14 protein-coding genes are annotated in these 15,694 nt (G+C 59.6%); 10 read left to right on the top strand and 4 right to left on the bottom strand.

Features of this window, described 5'->3' with window-relative positions; translation table 11 throughout:
• The first annotated feature begins 88 nt into the window (after positions 1 to 88).
• Complete coding sequence (gene ybgC, locus ACP7E6_RS10055; protein WP_426229648.1) at positions 89 to 532, top strand: tol-pal system-associated acyl-CoA thioesterase; 444 nt, start codon at positions 89 to 91, stop codon at positions 530 to 532.
• 2 nt (positions 533 to 534) lie between these two features.
• Here the strand turns inward: ybgC and ligD are convergent, their stop codons facing one another.
• From ligD to ACP7E6_RS10040, 3 genes are read right to left on the bottom strand one after another with little or no spacing between them, the layout of a single operon-like run.
• Positions 535 to 3,153, bottom strand: coding sequence for a DNA ligase D (gene ligD, locus ACP7E6_RS10050; RefSeq protein ID WP_426229647.1), 2,619 nt, complete (start codon positions 3,151 to 3,153; stop codon positions 535 to 537).
• Between the two features lie 9 nt (positions 3,154 to 3,162).
• Positions 3,163 to 4,002 carry a Ku protein gene (locus tag ACP7E6_RS10045; RefSeq protein WP_426229646.1) on the bottom strand — a complete coding sequence of 280 codons (840 nt, stop codon included), beginning with the start codon at positions 4,000 to 4,002 and terminating at the stop codon, positions 3,163 to 3,165.
• Between the two features lie 26 nt (positions 4,003 to 4,028).
• Positions 4,029 to 4,301 (bottom strand): hypothetical protein, encoded by a 273-nt coding sequence (locus ACP7E6_RS10040; protein ID WP_426229645.1) that lies wholly within the window; start codon positions 4,299 to 4,301, stop codon positions 4,029 to 4,031.
• 308 nt (positions 4,302 to 4,609) lie between these two features.
• Between ACP7E6_RS10040 and tolQ the strand changes: the two genes are divergently transcribed.
• The 5 genes from tolQ to pal all read left to right on the top strand — a co-directional run bounded on the left by tolQ (position 4,610) and on the right by pal (position 8,979).
• Positions 4,610 to 5,329, top strand: coding sequence for a protein TolQ (gene tolQ / locus ACP7E6_RS10035; protein WP_426126885.1), 720 nt, complete (start codon positions 4,610 to 4,612; stop codon positions 5,327 to 5,329).
• Positions 5,330 to 5,375: 46 nt separating this feature from the next.
• Positions 5,376 to 5,837 (top strand): protein TolR, encoded by a 462-nt coding sequence (gene tolR / locus ACP7E6_RS10030; protein WP_113317157.1) that lies wholly within the window; start codon positions 5,376 to 5,378, stop codon positions 5,835 to 5,837.
• Between the two features lie 10 nt (positions 5,838 to 5,847).
• Positions 5,848 to 6,915 carry a hypothetical protein gene (locus ACP7E6_RS10025; protein WP_426229644.1) on the top strand — a complete coding sequence of 356 codons (1,068 nt, stop codon included), beginning with the start codon at positions 5,848 to 5,850 and terminating at the stop codon, positions 6,913 to 6,915.
• 38 nt (positions 6,916 to 6,953) lie between these two features.
• Positions 6,954 to 8,258, top strand: a complete 1,305-nt coding sequence (gene tolB, locus ACP7E6_RS10020; RefSeq protein ID WP_426229933.1) for a Tol-Pal system beta propeller repeat protein TolB — start codon at positions 6,954 to 6,956, stop codon at positions 8,256 to 8,258.
• Positions 8,259 to 8,451: 193 nt separating this feature from the next.
• Positions 8,452 to 8,979, top strand: a complete 528-nt coding sequence (gene pal / locus ACP7E6_RS10015) for a peptidoglycan-associated lipoprotein Pal (RefSeq protein ID WP_426126890.1) — start codon at positions 8,452 to 8,454, stop codon at positions 8,977 to 8,979.
• Positions 8,980 to 9,056: 77 nt separating this feature from the next.
• Here pal and ACP7E6_RS10010 read toward each other — a convergent pair whose 3' ends face one another.
• Positions 9,057 to 9,191 carry a hypothetical protein gene (locus tag ACP7E6_RS10010; protein ID WP_426229643.1) on the bottom strand — a complete coding sequence of 45 codons (135 nt, stop codon included), beginning with the start codon at positions 9,189 to 9,191 and terminating at the stop codon, positions 9,057 to 9,059.
• Between the two features lie 198 nt (positions 9,192 to 9,389).
• On the opposite strand from ACP7E6_RS10010, the gene ybgF reads away from it, so the two are divergent.
• The 4 genes from ybgF to glmM all read left to right on the top strand — a co-directional run bounded on the left by ybgF (position 9,390) and on the right by glmM (position 15,521).
• Positions 9,390 to 10,385 (top strand): tol-pal system protein YbgF, encoded by a 996-nt coding sequence (gene ybgF, locus ACP7E6_RS10005; RefSeq protein ID WP_426229642.1) that lies wholly within the window; start codon positions 9,390 to 9,392, stop codon positions 10,383 to 10,385.
• Positions 10,375 to 11,757, top strand: coding sequence for a tRNA lysidine(34) synthetase TilS (gene tilS, locus ACP7E6_RS10000; protein ID WP_426229641.1), 1,383 nt, complete (start codon positions 10,375 to 10,377; stop codon positions 11,755 to 11,757). The genes ybgF and tilS overlap by 11 nt, the downstream gene beginning before the upstream one ends.
• A 101-nt stretch (positions 11,758 to 11,858) precedes the next feature.
• Positions 11,859 to 13,799, top strand: a complete 1,941-nt coding sequence (gene ftsH / locus ACP7E6_RS09995) for an ATP-dependent zinc metalloprotease FtsH (protein WP_426229640.1) — start codon at positions 11,859 to 11,861, stop codon at positions 13,797 to 13,799.
• 369 nt (positions 13,800 to 14,168) lie between these two features.
• Positions 14,169 to 15,521 (top strand): phosphoglucosamine mutase, encoded by a 1,353-nt coding sequence (gene glmM / locus ACP7E6_RS09990; RefSeq protein ID WP_426229639.1) that lies wholly within the window; start codon positions 14,169 to 14,171, stop codon positions 15,519 to 15,521.
• Positions 15,522 to 15,694 lie beyond the last annotated feature (173 nt).

Below are 15,694 nucleotides of genomic sequence, written 5' to 3'. Positions count from 1 at the left end.
GATAGGAGAATAGTGTGACAAGCCTGCAAAGCTTGCAAAAGGCGTCCGGTTCCTGCACAGGAAAACGAATAATTTTGCGAGGTTGCGAATGACTTTGATCGCACTTTCAGGCGAACTGACGGATGCCGGACACCAGCTTGTGCAGCGTGTCTACTACGAGGACACGGATTTTTCCGGTGTCGTCTATCACGCCCGATACCTGCATTTCCTGGAGCGGGCACGTACCGATTATCTGCGACTGCTCGGCGTCGAGCAGGCGACGCTGGCGATCGAGGGGGATAGCGAAGGCCTGATTTTCGTCGTTCACCGGATGGAGATCGATTTCAAGCAGCCGGCGCGCATGGACGATATCCTGACAATCATCACGGCAACGGAAAAGGCCGGCGGCGCGAAGATGATATTGCAACAGGAAATCCGCCGCGAGGGCACGCTGCTGATCGCGGCCAAAGTGATCATCGCCGTGATCAACGGGCAAGGACGGCCACGGCGGCTGCCGGAGACGCTGGGCAAAAGGTTCCTCGAACAAGGCTGAATTTAGCCGTCCGCCTCGACGGCTTTCAGCATCGCCTTGGTCAGGCTCTGTTTCCAGTCCTTTGCATGGCCCCACGGGTCGGTGCCGCTTTCCAGCCGCTTGAGAATATCGGGAATATGAAACCCGTTGGCGGCGTCGAGACCGTCCAGTTCGTCCCAGCCGACAGGTGTGGCGACCGGTCCATTGGCGCGGGCGCGCACCGAATAGGGAGCGACGGCGGTGGAGCCGCGATCGTTGCGCAGCCAGTCGATGAAGATGCGGCCCTTGCGCTTGGCCTTGGACATGGTGGCGATGTAGTTGTCCGGATCGTTGTCGGCTATCCTGGCGGAAAGCCCCTTGGCAAAGGCCTTGGCTTCCTCCCACGGGGCGCGGCGCGACAGCGGCACGATGACATGGATGCCCTTGCCGCCGGAGATCATGGCGACCGATTTCAATCCAAGCTCTTCCAGCGCGTCGCGAAGCGCGACGGCGGCCTGTTTGACCGTCTCGAACGTCACGCTCGGATCCGGGTCGAGATCGAAGACGAGCCGGTCGGCGGCGTCGAGCTTGTCGATGGTCGAGCCCCAGATATGCAACTCGATCGTGCCCATCTGCACGGCGGCAACCAAGCCCTTGGCATCATTGACGTAGAGATAATTGGCCATATCGCCATCGGATTCCTTGATGGGAACCTGATGGATTTCATCGGGGAAACCGTCGCCGGCATGTTTCTGGTAGAAACACTGATGATCTGGTCCCTGCGGGCAACGCAGGATCGAGGCGGGGTGGTCGGCAGCGTAGGGCAACATTCGATCGGCGATGACGCCGTAATAGCGGGCGAGGTCGATCTTGGTGATATCCGGATCGGAAAACAGCAAACGGTCGGCATGGGTAATGCGGATACCAAGCACGTCGCCGTCCGCATCCTTCTGCCTGCGCGCCGGACGTTTCTTGTCCGCAGGCGGCTCGGCCGGTGCTTCCGCTTCATTCACCGCAGCTCTGGACGGTGGTGTTGGGTTCTTCGTTTCTGGTGTCACGGCGGAAGCCTCCTTGTCTTCACGCAGGCCCTGAAAAGCCCCGTGACGGATATGACCATCGTCGGTAAACTCGGCGAAATCGACCTCTGCAACAAGCTCCGGCGTCAGCCAGACAGCGTCACGGGCAATCTCCTTAGGGACCGCGTCAAAGGGTGACGTCTTGCGCTTCAGCTTCAGGAAGCGTTTGGCCATGTCTGCCATCGTGTCTTCGTCAAACCCGGTGCCGACGCGGCCCTGATAGACGAACTTCCCGCCATCATAGGCGCCAACCAGGAGCGAGGCGAACGGGCGGCCGCGTTTGTCGGAGGGCGAATAGCCGCCGATGACAAACTCCTGCCGTTTCGTGCATTTGATCTTCAGCCAGCTGCCGACCCTGCCTTCGCGATAGGGGGCATCGGCTTTTTTGGCGATGATGCCTTCTTGCCCAGACTTGCACATGGCCTGGAATACTTTCTCGCCATTGCCACGGACATGTTCGCTGTACTGTACCGATCGGCTTGGGCCGAGTGTGTCCAAGAGGGCTTTCAGCGCCTTCTTGCGCTCGATCAGCGGTTGCTTGCGCAAATCCTTGCCGTCGAGTTGCAGCAGATCGAAGGCATAGAACCGCGTTTCACCGCCGGTCTTGATCGCCTTCTGCAGAGCGGAAAACTTCGAGCCTTTGTCGGAGGCAGCGACGGCTTCGCCGTCGATCAATGCGGTATCGCAATCCAAATCGGCGAACCCATGGGCGATGTCGGGAAATTTTTCCTTCCAATCCAGTCCTGTACGGGTGAAGCAGGTGATGCCGTCCTTGCCGATGGCAACAATCAGACGGTAGCCGTCAAACTTGGCTTCGTTCAGCCAGCCGTCGCCTGCCGGTGCTTCGGCGGTAAGGGTCGCCAGCTGCGGCTTGACGAAGGCGGGGGCTTTGCCCGTGCGTTTCCGCGCACTTCGTGGCTCAGAGGGTTCCGCGGCAATGGCACCAGCCTTGACGTTGGCGGCAGCACTTTTCGCCGATTCCCAGACATGGGCTTTCTTTTCCCCCTCGCCGGACGCGATCTCCTCCATCGAGCGGCCGGTTTTCACGCTTGTCAGGTTTTCTGTCAAAAGGGTTTCGCCGTCCTCGCCGGTTTCCTCGTCATGCTCCTTGATCAGCAGCCAGTTTTCGCGCTTTTCTCCGTTGCGCGGCTTCATCCGCACCAAAGTCCAGCCGCCGTGCATGCGCTGGCCATGGATGTGGAATTTAAGCTTGCCTTCCCTCAGGCCTTCATCCGGATCATTGTCCGGCTCCCACCAGCCGGTATCCCACAGCATCACCGTGCCGCCGCCATATTGCTTCTTTGGAATCGTGCCTTCGAAATCGCCGTAGGCGAGCGGATGGTCTTCGGTACGCACGGCAAGCCGCTTGTCGTCAGGGTTGATGCTCGGACCGCGCGTCACCGCCCAGCTTTTCAAAACGCCCTTCCATTCCAGCCGGAAATCGTAGTGCAGCCGGGTCGCATCGTGTTTCTGCACGAGGAAGAGTTTGCCCGCCTTGGCGCGTTTCGCCGCACCCTTCGGCTCGGCAGTCCTGGTGAAATCGCGCTTGCGGTTGTATTCGGAAAGGGTGTCTTGATGCTCGGCCATGGCGGTGCCTCAAGCGGTTTTTTTCTTCGGGGCAGCTTTCTTGGGCGCGGCCTTCTCGCCGCCGCCTTCGAGGCTTTTCTTCAGCGCCGACATCAGATCGACGACATTGTCGCCACGTTTGCTGGTATCTTCCTCATCTTCGACCTCTATCTTGGCCTTCTTGCCCTTGAGCTTTCTCTGCACCAGTTCCTTCAGGGCGGTTGAGTAATTGTCCTTGAAGGTGGTGGCATCGAACGGAGCACTCTTCTTGTTAATCAATGCGGTTGCGACTTCCAGCAGGTCCTCGTCGGAGGTTTTACCGGAAAGGCCGTGGAACATCGGGTCGGCCTTGCGCAACTCGTCGGCGTAATGCAGCGTCTCCAACAGCAGCCCGTCACCGCAGGGTTTGATGGCGGCGATGTATTCGCGGCCCCGCAGTGTCAGCTGGCCAAGCCCCACCTTGCCGGATTTGCGCAGCGCATCCCGCACCACGCGATAGGCGTCCTCGGCCAGATCGTCGGCGGGGACGACATAATAGGGTTTGTCATAGTAGATCGGCGAGATTTCCGAGGCATCGACGAACTGAACGAGTTCAAGCGTCTTTTTGGTCTCGAGTTTGACGGCGTCGATTTCCTCGGGCTCGAGCAGGACATATTTGCCGCTCTCGTACTCATAACCTTTGACAATCTCGTCGGTATCGACCGGCCCGATGCCATCGACCACCTTGTCATAGTGAACCGGCTTGCCGGAGGGTTCGTGGATCTGGCGGAAGGCAAAGCGCGCGCCGGTCTTGGTGGCGCTGAACACTTCGACGGGGATGGAAACGAGGGAAAGGCGCAACTGCCCCTTCCACAATGCACGCGATACCATGGCTCCACCTTTTCCGTGTGTCGATGTTAGTGCGGAATATTCGTCGTGTTCGTGTCGCGGGCCAGCAGACGTTCCAGCGCCGCCACGTCCTCGCTGGTAATCACCGGCACCGGATCGGCGACCATGGCCTGCAGCAGGTCCGGCGTTATGGCACCGTTCTCGATAGCCCATTCCAGCGCTTCACGCGTCTCGCGCTCTGCCTTCAGTTGGGCGTAAAGCGCAAGGATCAGGCGGTCGCGATGATCCAAATGCGGCCGGGACAGAGGTTTGGACGATTTCTTCGGCGTGGTGGTGCTCATGGCCGGGTAACGCGGCGAGGGGCAAATTGTTCCGGTGCCAAGTCTTGGCAAAGATGACATTGCAGTGCGGCAAAGTAATACTCTCTTAACCATAATGATGTCTTAATGCGCATATTAGGGTTTCGTGCAGTGCACGTCATCCTTTCACCAAGATTGAACGCAAGAAGGCAGACAGGAAGCTTAAAGATCGGCATGACGCCGGTCATCGGCAGCTGCCGGGTCAATCTTGCAACAATGACGTTTGAGCACCCTGGCTGTGAGCATGTGACTGCTCTTGCCGGGCGTTTGGATTCGGGGATTTGAGAACGATGGAACAGGTTGGATTGGCTGCGGCGACGACAGACGTAACGCTGTGGTCGCTATTCATGCAAGCGGGCTTCGTGGTGAAGCTGGTCATGCTGGGACTGATCGGCGCGTCGATCTGGACCTGGGCGATCGTCGTCGACAAGACGCTGAAATTCGGCAAGGCCCGCCGCCAGCTGGACGCCTTTGAGCAGGTGTTCTGGTCCGGCCAATCCTTGGAGGAACTCTACCGGACGCTGTCCGACCGGACGACCTCCGGCATGGGTGCGATCTTCGTTTCGGCCATGCGCGAATGGAAAAAGTCGTTCGAGCGCGGGGCCCGTTCGCCGATCGGTCTGCAGATGCGTATCGACCGGGCGATGGACGTCACCCTGTCGCGTGAAGCCGAGGCCCTGGAGGCCAGGCTCGGATCGCTCGCCACCATCGGTTCCGCCGGTCCGTTCGTCGGCCTGTTCGGTACGGTCGTCGGTATCATGACCTCGTTCCAGGCCATCGCCGGTTCGAAGTCGACCAATCTTGCGGTTGTTGCTCCCGGTATCGCCGAGGCGCTTCTGGCCACCGCAATCGGCCTTCTCGCCGCTATTCCGGCGGTTATCGCCTACAACAAGTTCTCCGCCGATGCCGGCAAGCTGACGGCCCGCATGGAAGGTTTTGCCGACGAGTTCTCGGCCATTCTTTCGCGCCAGATCGATGAAAAGCTGCAGCCGCGCCAAGCGGCACAGTGACGGCCGCACAGTAAAAGCCTGAGCGGCACGAAGACGGAGATAGACCATGGGTATGTCAGCAGCAGGTGGATCTAAGGGTGGCGGCCGTCGCCGTGGCGGCCGTAGCGGCCGCGGTGGCAAGGGCGTCATGAGCGAGATCAACGTGACGCCGTTCGTCGACGTCATGCTGGTGCTCCTGATCATCTTCATGGTTGCAGCACCGATGATGACGGTCGGCGTGCCGATCGACCTGCCGGAAACGCAGGCCAAGGCGCTCAATGCCGAAACCCAGCCGATCACCATTTCAGTCAAGAGCGACGGCCAGGTCTTCCTGCAGGAAACGCCGATCCCGGTCGAAGAGGTCGCAGCAAAGCTCGAGGCGATCGCCACGACGGGCTACAGCGAGCGCATCTTCGTGCGTGGTGATGCGACGGCGCCTTACGGCGTGATCGCCGATGTCATGGCGCGCATTCAGGAAGCTGGTTTCAAGAATATCGGTCTCGTAACCCAGCCGCAGAAGGGCCAGTAGAGCGCGTACGATGAAGAGCAGTCTCATCACATCCGCTGTGCTGCATGGCCTGGTTCTGACCTGGGCGCTGGTGTCGCTTGGCAGTCCCAAATCGTTCGAGGTCTCCAGCATGGAGTCCATTCCGGTCGATATGGTCTCTGTCGAAGAGCTGACCCAGTTGCAGCAGGGAGACGCAAAGGCTCCGAAGTCCGAAAAGCCTTCGCCTATTCCAACAAAAAAGCCGGCCGAAATCAACAATGGTGAAAATACCGGCGACAACAGTGTCGATCTCAAAACACCGCCGAAACCGGAATCCAAGCCGATCGAGAAGGAATCGACCGGCGCGATCAAATCTGAAGAAAAGCCGCTGCCGACACCCGAACCGGTGAAGGAAGACACGCCCGACGTGACCGAAGAAAAGCCGGCATCGGAACCTGCGACGGAGGTCGCTTCGCTGCCGGAGCCGAAGCAGGAGGTCCAGCCCGACCCCAAGCCTGCGGAGACCCCTGCCGAGGAGAAGCCTGCGGAAAATCCGGATGCCGAAGCCCTGCCGGACAAGGTTCCGACGCCAATGGCAAAGCCCAAGGTGGAACAGCCGGCGCAGACGGCCAAGACGCCCGATCGCAAGAATGAAGAGAACAAGACGGAAAAGAAGAAGACATCGACAGCGATGAAATCGGATTTCGATGCTGACGAAGTGTCGGCCCTCTTGAACAAGCAGGACTCGTCCGGTGGCGGCACGAAGAGGTCCACCGAAACGGCTTCGCTCGGTGCCAAGAAAACGACGGGCAATACGCTGTCCGCCAGCGAGATGGATGCGCTGCGGGGGCGGATCGAGAACAACTGGTCCGTTGTTGCCGGGATCTCCGGTGCCGAAGGCCTGACGATCACGGTGACGATGCAGCTCGACAAGAATGGCGAGATCATCGGGCGGCCTGAAGTGGTTGCGTCCGGCGGAACGGATGCCGCGCGGCGCACTTTCGAGGGCAGCGTGCGGCGGGCAATCATGAAATCCGCACCATTCGATAATCTGCCCGCAGACAAATACGATTCATGGAGCGAAGTGGTCGTCAATTTCGATCCAAGCGCCATGCTTTAGAACATCACATGAATGAATGGCTGAAAGGCTCCGTTACAATGTTGAAACGCAATCCCTTCCGTTTTCTGATCGCGCTCGCGACGATGGTCACTCTGGCGATCGCGCCCGCACATGCGCGTGTGGAAATCAATATCAACAAGGGCAATGTCGAGCCCCTCCCGATCGCCATCACCGACTTCCTGCAGGGTGAACTGGGCCAGAAAATTTCCGACGTCGTCGCAGCCGACCTGAAGCGCTCCGGCCTGTTTGCGCCGATCGCCAAGAGCGCCTTCATCGAGAAAATCACCAATCCGGATGCTGCACCGCGCTTTGAAGACTGGAAGGTCATCAACGCGCAGGCGCTGGTCACCGGCCGCGTCACCCAGGAAGGCGATGGCCGTCTGAAGGCTGAATTCCGCCTGTGGGATAGTTTTGCCGGTCAGCAGATGGCAGGCCAGCAGTTCTTCACCCAGCCGGAAAACTGGCGGCGTGTCGCCCATATCATCGCCGACGCGATCTACGAGCAGATCACCGGGGAGAAGGGCTATTTCGACACGCGCATCGTCTATGTCGCCGAAAGCGGCCCGAAGACGGCACGCAAGCGTCAGCTGGCCATCATGGACCAGGACGGCGCCAATGCCCGCGGCATCACCAATTCCAACGATATCGTGCTGACACCGCGTTTTTCGCCGAACAAGCAGGAAATCACCTACATGTCGTTCGAGGGCAACGAGCCGCGCGTCTATCTGCTGCAGCTCGAAACCGGACAGCGCGAGGTGGTCGGCAATTTCCCCGGCATGACCTTTGCGCCGCGCTTCTCGCCGGACGGTCAGCGGGTGATCATGAGCCTGCAGCAGGATGGCAACGCCAACATCTATACGATGGACCTGCGTTCGCGCACCACGACACGCCTGACCTCGACGCCGGCAATCGACACGTCCCCATCCTATTCGCCTGATGGTGGGCAGATCGTCTTCGAAAGCGATCGCGGCGGCCGCCAGCAGCTCTATGTCATGAGCTCCGGTGGCGGCGGCCAGAACCGCATCTCGTTCGGCGACGGCTCCTATTCGACTCCGGTCTGGTCGCCGCGCGGAGACCTGATCGCGTTTACCAAGCAGTCGGGCGGCAAGTTCTCGATCGGCGTGATGAAGCCGGACGGGTCTGGCGAACGCATCCTGACGACCGGCTTCCACAATGAAGGCCCGACCTGGGCCCCGAACGGCCGCGTCCTGATGTTCTTCCGCCAGAACGCCGGTGCCGGTGGCCCGCAGCTCTATTCGATCGACCTGACCGGCTATAACGAGCAGCTGGTCCAGACCAAGGGCTTCGCGTCCGACCCGGCCTGGTCGCCGCTTCTTGAATAGCCTCCTCGAATAGCATCGTGACGGTGCGGCGGGAAATAAGGCGAAATTGCCGCTTTCTCGCCGCAAAGGACTGATCTAGCAAGCCCACAAGCCTATTTTGACAAACTGTTAACCATATCCGTTGAAATGGGATTAACCGCTTCCGGTTACAGTCTGGCAACCCTGAATTCAGACCATCCAAGGAGACCGGCCCATGAGCCGCATTCACGCCCAGGCCGCAGGCCGCATGCAATCCATCGCCCGCAACCCGATCATGATCGCTCTCTTCGCCAGTCTGGCACTTGCCGCCTGCGCCAAGAAGCCGATGAACAGCGCCGGTGATCTCGGTCTCGGTGCCAATTCTGCGGCGACCCCGGGTTCGACCCAGGATTTCACCGTCAATGTCGGCGATCGCATCTTCTTCGACACGGACTCCACATCGATCCGTGCAGATGCCCAGGCAACGCTCGATCGTCAGGCTCAGTGGCTGGCCAAGTACCCGAACTACGCCATCACGGTCGAAGGTCATGCCGACGAACGCGGCACCCGCGAATACAACCTGGCACTGGGCGCACGCCGTGCCGCTTCGACCAAGGAATATCTCTCCTCGCGCGGTATCTCAGCTTCGAAGATCCGCACGATTTCCTATGGCAAGGAAAAGCCGGTCGCCGTCTGCGACGACATTTCCTGCTGGTCGCAGAACCGCCGCGCCGTCACGGTTCTCGGTGGCGCCGGCATGTAATTGCTGGTCTGTGTGACAGCCGGACTTTTCGCCAAATGCCAAGGGCCGCGTGTTTTTCACGTGGCCCTTTTTTTATTTCACGCGGCGGGGGCATGCGCCGCGATCGCTCCGATGATCTGCGGCCAATCGTTCCGGTGCAGTTCGTGGCCGCCGCCTTCGATCCACTCCAGTTTCGCGTCTCCGACGACGTTTGCCAGAGCCTGGTTTGACATGAGGGTTCTCTCCGGTGCCGTGGTTTCAATCGCCGCATGGGCGAAAGGGTAGGCATTCCGGCCGTTCCTTTCTTTTTTGTCACACTTTGACCGAACTCCGTTGCTTTTTGAGGCCAATTGGAAAACTGTGCGGCAATCATCCGTCAACCGATTTGCAACGGTTTGGGTGAGAGTGGATATACAAACAGGACACATGACATGAAACATTTTGTCGTGGCGGGATTGATCGGCCTGACCGCCTTTGCGGGGTTTGGACAGACAGTGACCGCCATGCCGCTTTCCGCGCTGTTTAACCGCGCAATTCACGGCGAAGCCCAATCGCCGGGCAAAGCGCCGTTGCTCAAGGTCCAGTCGAGTGAGGTTGGACGCATCGGGCAGCTTGAGGAACAGATCCGCTCGCTCAACGGGCGTATCGAGGAGATGAGTTTCCAGCTTCTGCAGATGCAGGAGCAAATCCGCAAGTTCCAAGAGGACAACGAGTTTCGTTTCCAGGAACTGGAAGGCGGCAAGTCTGGTTCCACCAAGAAGAGCCAGCTTGAAACACCACGCACCAACGATCAGGCTTCCGGCACCGCGCCGGCAGCGACCGATCAGGCAACGGCAACCGATCCCAACGCAGGTTTGGGATCGGGTACCGTTGCCGGTGCCAGTACCGGCGCGCCGTCATCGACGCTCGGCCAGATCGTCTTTGACGAAAACGGCAATCCCGTCGCAGCAAATCAGGACACGTCGAGCCTTGAATCAACACTTCCCGGTGCTGATCAGGGCATCAACCAGACACCGGATAGCCAGCAACAGACAGCGGCGCTCGACAATCCCGGCGATCTCTATCAGTCGGCCTATGGCCATGTTCTGACCGGCGATTACAGCCAGGCCGAAAACGAGTTCCGCAGCTATCTCGACGCCTTCCCGAAGGGCGAAAAAGCCGCAGATGCCAGCTTCTGGATGGGTGAGGCGCAGTATTCCCAGGGCAAGTTCAACGATTCCGCCAAGACGTTCCTGAATGCCCATCAGGCCTATAGCAAGTCGCCGAAGGCGCCGGAAATGCTGTTGAAGCTCGGCATGTCGCTGGCAGCTCTCGACAACAAGGATACCGCCTGCGCCACGTTGCGCGAGGTCAATAAACGCTATCCGAAGGCTTCGCAGGCGGTAAAGACCAAAGTTGCCAGCGAACAGGGCCGCCTTGCCTGCTGAGGCGGACCGCGCCGCGCCGCACGCCGCGATCGATGCGGCAAAACGATTTCTCTCCACGTTCAAGACCCCCGGCCTGATTATGGCCGCCGTTTCCGGCGGCAGCGATTCAAAAGGCCTGCTTCTGGCGTTGCATGAAGCGATAACGCTCGGCGGCTTCTCAGCTTTTTCACTTGCCGCCTGTACCGTTGATCATGCGCTTCGGTCTGAATCTGCAGAGGAAGCACGTGATGTTGCGGCCTTCTGCGCCGAAAAAGGCATCCCGCATACCATCCGCCAATGGCTGGGCGACAAACCGGCGACCGGTATTCAGGCAGCTGCGCGGGCAGCGCGCTATGGGTTGCTCGCCGACGCGGCGCAGGGCATGGGCGCCTTGTGCATCGTCACGGCCCATACCGCAGATGACCAAAACGAAACGATTGCCATGCGGCAAAGCCGGTCGGACCCCAACGCGCCGGGTCTGGCGGGGATGGCTGCGGGGGTTCTGGTTGACCGTCGCGCCTGGGTGTGGCGTCCCTTTCTCCATGTATGCCGGGCAGACATCCGTGCCTTTCTTGCGGCGCGCGGTGAGGGGTGGTTTGATGATCCAAGCAACAGCAACCGCCGCTTCGAACGCGTGCGTGTGCGGCAGGCACTGAACGGGGATGGGGCTTTGTCTGCAGATATCCTTGCCGCCGGCACAGCCCGGCTTGGCTCGAGCGGGCGGGTAGCGCTATTGGTTGCCCAGCATGTGCAGGGTTTCGAAGGGCTGGTGGCGCGGGTCGATCCTGCACTCTCGGCGAATATGGCTGGCCCGGATGGTGCGCGGGCGCTGATGTCCATTGCCGCTGTTGTCGGTGGACGTCATCATCTTCCCGGCCGCGAGACGGCCGTACGGCTTGCCGCGTTTCTGAGAGATGCCGATGGCGGGCGGATGACGGCAGGGCGGGTGGTGTTCGATCGCCGCAAGTCCGGGCTCTATCTCTACCGCGAGGCGAGGGGGCTGAGACAAATGGAGCTTCAACCCGGTGAACGCGCCCTCTGGGATGGCCGCTTTCTGGTCAGCAATACGGGTTCGGACAGCGTTGCAGTTCATGCAGGGGGTGAAACGGCCGGATTACGCGCGAGACTGATTGCCGCAGGCCTGCCCGAACCGGTGGCCAAGCGCGCCGTCAAATCCGCCATCTATTTTTCCGCGATGGCTGAGGTATCATCTCCTTCCGATGCGGCGGCTCCCTTGCAGCCAACGCCTTGCGTGCAAACCCACATCAGCCTTTACGACACCTTTTTGCCGTGTTTCGACCTGATGATGGCCAACAGCATTGCCACGCTCTTTGGCCGTGACCGCTATCTTGCTCCTCCGGTTCACGATGTTTTGACGGAAAAGTCAGGTTAGTCTTGAGTTTGCCTTGGCAAGGCGGTCACGCAACCCTATGTTAGGGGCAAGAATGCAGCCACAAATCATTGCGGGTTGCGACAGAGGTTCCGGGGAGTTCGATGAACCCTAATTTCAGAAATTTTGCACTTTGGGCAATCATTGCCCTGCTTTTGATCGCGCTGTTCAGCATGTTCCAGCAGCCGACCGAGCGGACTGGATCGAAGGAAGTTCCCTTTTCCCAGTTCCTGAAGGATGTTGACGGAAGTCGCATCAAGGAAGTGGTGATCACCGGCAATAAGGTGATCGGCTCTTATGCCGAGAGCGGTGCGACCTTCCAGACCTATGCACCTGCGATCGATACCGCCCTGACCGAGCGCATGGAAGCCAAGAACGTAACCGTGACGGTTCGCCCCGAAACCGATGGTTCGTCCGGCTTCCTGAGCTATGTCGGCACGTTGTTGCCGATGCTGCTCATCCTCGGTGTCTGGCTGTTCTTCATGCGCCAGATGCAGGGAGGTTCGCGTGGCGCGATGGGTTTCGGCAAGTCCAAGGCCAAGCTTTTGACCGAAGCCCACGGCCGGGTGACGTTTGACGATGTCGCTGGCGTGGACGAGGCCAAGCAGGATCTTGAGGAAATCGTCGAATTCCTGCGCGATCCGCAGAAGTTCCAGCGCCTTGGCGGCCGAATTCCGCGCGGCGTTCTGCTCGTTGGCCCTCCAGGCACCGGTAAGACGCTTCTCGCCCGCTCCGTTGCCGGCGAAGCCAATGTGCCGTTCTTTACGATTTCCGGTTCCGACTTCGTGGAAATGTTCGTTGGTGTCGGCGCAAGCCGTGTGCGCGACATGTTCGAACAGGCCAAGAAGAATGCCCCCTGCATCATCTTCATCGACGAAATCGATGCCGTCGGCCGCCATCGTGGTGCCGGTCTCGGCGGCGGTAACGATGAGCGCGAACAGACGCTCAACCAGTTGCTGGTCGAGATGGATGGGTTTGAGGCCAATGAAGGCATCATCCTGATCGCCGCCACCAACCGTCCCGACGTTCTCGACCCGGCGCTTCTGCGTCCAGGCCGTTTCGACCGCCAGGTCGTCGTTCCCAATCCGGATATCAACGGCCGCGAGCGCATCCTCAAGGTGCACGTCCGTAACGTTCCGCTGGCCCCGAATGTCGATCTCAAGGTTCTGGCCCGCGGTACCCCTGGTTTCTCCGGTGCCGACCTGATGAACCTCGTCAACGAAAGCGCCCTGATGGCCGCACGCCGCAACAAGCGCGTCGTCACCATGCAGGAATTCGAAGACGCCAAGGACAAGATCATGATGGGCGCGGAACGCCGCTCGTCTGCCATGACCGAAGCCGAGAAGAAGCTGACCGCCTATCACGAAGCCGGGCACGCCATCATGGCGCTGAAGGTTCCGGTTGCCGATCCGCTGCACAAGGCGACGATCATTCCGCGCGGCCGTGCACTCGGCATGGTCATGCAGCTTCCCGAAGGCGATCGCTATTCGATGAGCTACAAGTGGATGGTCTCGCGTCTTGCCATCATGATGGGCGGCCGCGTTGCCGAGGAAATCACCTTCGGCAAGGAAAACATCACCTCCGGAGCGTCCTCCGATATCGAACAGGCAACCAAGCTTGCCCGGGCAATGGTGACGCAGTGGGGCTTTTCCGACGTGCTTGGACAGGTTTCCTATGGCGAAAACCAGCAGGAGGTTTTCCTCGGGCATTCGGTTTCGCAGACGAAGAACGTGTCTGAAGCGACGGCTCAGAAGATCGACAACGAAGTCCGCCGCCTGATCGATGAGGCTTATCTGGAAGCCAGGCGGATCATTACCGAGATGCACAGCGAGTTTGTTGCGATTGCCGAAGGCTTGCTTGAATACGAGACGCTGACCGGCGATGAGATCAAGGCGTTGATCCGCGGCGAGAAGCCTGCCCGTGACCTTGGCGACGATTCGACCCCGCATCGCGGTTCAGCCGTTCCATCGGCCGGAACCAAGAAAGACGGGTCCGTCGGTAAGGGTGACGAAGCCGAAGGCGGGTTTGAGCCGCAGCCTCAGTAATCTACCGAAGTAGACAAGCGAAACAGAGCCGCCGCGCCTTGATGCGCGGCGGTTTTCGTTTGTGTCTCCTGGTTTTCCGGCCTCCGGCTTGGTAACGCGCTGTAATGAATTCTGATGATAGGGTGGGATGCTGTTGCAGAAGATTTATGCCATGACGTAACGAGGTCGCCCAAAAGGATGCGTCGGATTTTGGCGCAACTGCAGGCATAACTGAAAACCTCGCAGTTGCGGGAGGGCAGCCGTCGATGACGCTCCCCGGCGACGGTTTCTTGAAATGACCCATTGGGCTTAAGATGGAATTCAGGGTGATGTCGCCGGCAGTGCTCTCTTGGTGAGCCGCCGGCACCCCTGATAAAAATTGGAGTTTTTATGAAGCGCAAATATTTCGGCACGGATGGTATCCGCGGACAGTCCAATGTTTTTCCGATGACACCGGATCTGGCAATGCGGGTCGGCATTGCCGTTGGCACCATCTTCCGCAATGGCGCGCATCGTCACCGTGTGGTGATTGGCAAGGACACACGGCTGTCCGGCTATATGCTGGAGAATGCGCTGGTCGCCGGTTTTACAGCTGCAGGGCTCGACGTGTTTCTGCTTGGACCTATTCCGACGCCCGGCGTCGCCATGCTGACGCGTTCGCTTCGCGCCGATGTTGGCGTAATGATTTCGGCCTCGCACAATCCGTTTGAAGACAATGGCATCAAGCTGTTCGGGCCGGACGGCTACAAGCTGTCCGATGAGATCGAAGCACAGATCGAGGATCTCCTTGAGAAGGACATGACCGCCCAACTCGCGAAATCCCAGGAAATCGGCCGGGCCAAGCGTGTCGAAGGCGACATCTACCGCTACATCGAACATGCCAAGCGCACGTTGCCGCGCGATGTGACATTGCAGGGGCTGAGGGTCGCCATCGACTGCGCCAACGGTGCCGCGTACAAGGTCGCCCCCTTGGCACTTTGGGAGCTTGGTGCAGACGTGGTGACCATCGGAAACGAGCCGAACGGTGTCAACATCAACCTCGAATGTGGCTCGACGCATCCGGCAGCGCTGTCGCGGAAAGTGCATGAAGTGCGGGCCGATATCGGCATTGCGCTCGATGGCGATGCCGACCGCGTCCTGATCGTCGATGAGAACGGCACGGTTATCGATGGCGACCAATTGATGGCGGTTATCGCCAACAGTTGGGCCGATGACGGTGTGCTCAAGGGCAATGGCATCGTCGCGACGGTGATGTCCAATCTCGGCCTGGAACGCTACCTAAACGGCCGCGGCCTCGATCTGCACCGCACCAAGGTTGGTGACCGTTACGTGGTCGAGCACATGCGCCAGCACGGCTTCAACGTCGGCGGCGAGCAATCCGGCCATCTGGTTCTGTCCGACTTCGGCACCACCGGTGACGGTCTTGTCGCAGCTCTTCAGATCCTCGCCTGCGTCAAGCGCCAGGGCAAAACCGTCAGCGAAGTCTGCCATCGCTTCGACCCCGTGCCGCAGGTGTTGAAGAATGTCCGGGTTTCTGCCGGCATGCCGCTCGAAAACGCCGCCGTGCGCCAAGCCATTGCCGACGCGGAATCCGAGCTTGCCAAGAATGGCCGCCTGCTGATCCGTCCGTCGGGTACCGAACCGTTGATCCGCGTTATGGCGGAAGGCGACGACCGGGCCCAGGTGGAGCGCATCGTCGATGATCTGATCAGCGTGATCGGTGGCGTGCGCAACGTCGCCTGATCCGCCCCGCGAGACGAGACTTGAAGAGGCCGGGTTTTCCCCGGTCTTTTTTTATGCGTTGCTTAAGGGGCAGGCAGCGTTGCTTAATAGTTCAGTCGATTTATTAACAGTTACGGTAAATTTTTGTAGTTAATTAGACCTTAACCTTTCCTATCCATGATCCACATCAACAC

It is taken from the genome of Pararhizobium sp. DWP3-4 (genome assembly GCF_049898205.1).
Lineage (GTDB): Bacteria > Pseudomonadota > Alphaproteobacteria > Rhizobiales > Rhizobiaceae > Pararhizobium.
This window is presented reverse-complemented; position numbering and strand designations above follow the sequence as displayed.

Bases quoted from the DNA above. Each gene is read 5' to 3' on its own strand.
- ACP7E6_RS10025 (WP_426229644.1), top strand. From the start codon at position 5,848: ATGAAGAGCAGTCTCATCACATCCGCTGTGCTGCATGGCCTGGTTCTG.
- tolQ (WP_426126885.1), top strand. From the start codon at position 4,610: ATGGAACAGGTTGGATTGGCTGCGGCGACGACAGACGTAACGCTGTGG.
- glmM (WP_426229639.1), top strand. From the start codon at position 14,169: ATGAAGCGCAAATATTTCGGCACGGATGGTATCCGCGGACAGTCCAAT.
- ybgF (WP_426229642.1), top strand. From the start codon at position 9,390: ATGAAACATTTTGTCGTGGCGGGATTGATCGGCCTGACCGCCTTTGCG.
- ACP7E6_RS10010 (WP_426229643.1), bottom strand. From the start codon at position 9,191: ATGTCAAACCAGGCTCTGGCAAACGTCGTCGGAGACGCGAAACTGGAG.
- ACP7E6_RS10045 (WP_426229646.1), bottom strand. From the start codon at position 4,002: ATGGTATCGCGTGCATTGTGGAAGGGGCAGTTGCGCCTTTCCCTCGTT.
- tolR (WP_113317157.1), top strand. From the start codon at position 5,376: ATGGGTATGTCAGCAGCAGGTGGATCTAAGGGTGGCGGCCGTCGCCGT.
- pal (WP_426126890.1), top strand. From the start codon at position 8,452: ATGAGCCGCATTCACGCCCAGGCCGCAGGCCGCATGCAATCCATCGCC.
- ACP7E6_RS10040 (WP_426229645.1), bottom strand. From the start codon at position 4,301: ATGAGCACCACCACGCCGAAGAAATCGTCCAAACCTCTGTCCCGGCCG.
- ftsH (WP_426229640.1), top strand. From the start codon at position 11,859: ATGAACCCTAATTTCAGAAATTTTGCACTTTGGGCAATCATTGCCCTG.
- ligD (WP_426229647.1), bottom strand. From the start codon at position 3,153: ATGGCCGAGCATCAAGACACCCTTTCCGAATACAACCGCAAGCGCGAT.
- tolB (WP_426229933.1), top strand. From the start codon at position 6,954: ATGTTGAAACGCAATCCCTTCCGTTTTCTGATCGCGCTCGCGACGATG.
- ybgC (WP_426229648.1), top strand. From the start codon at position 89: ATGACTTTGATCGCACTTTCAGGCGAACTGACGGATGCCGGACACCAG.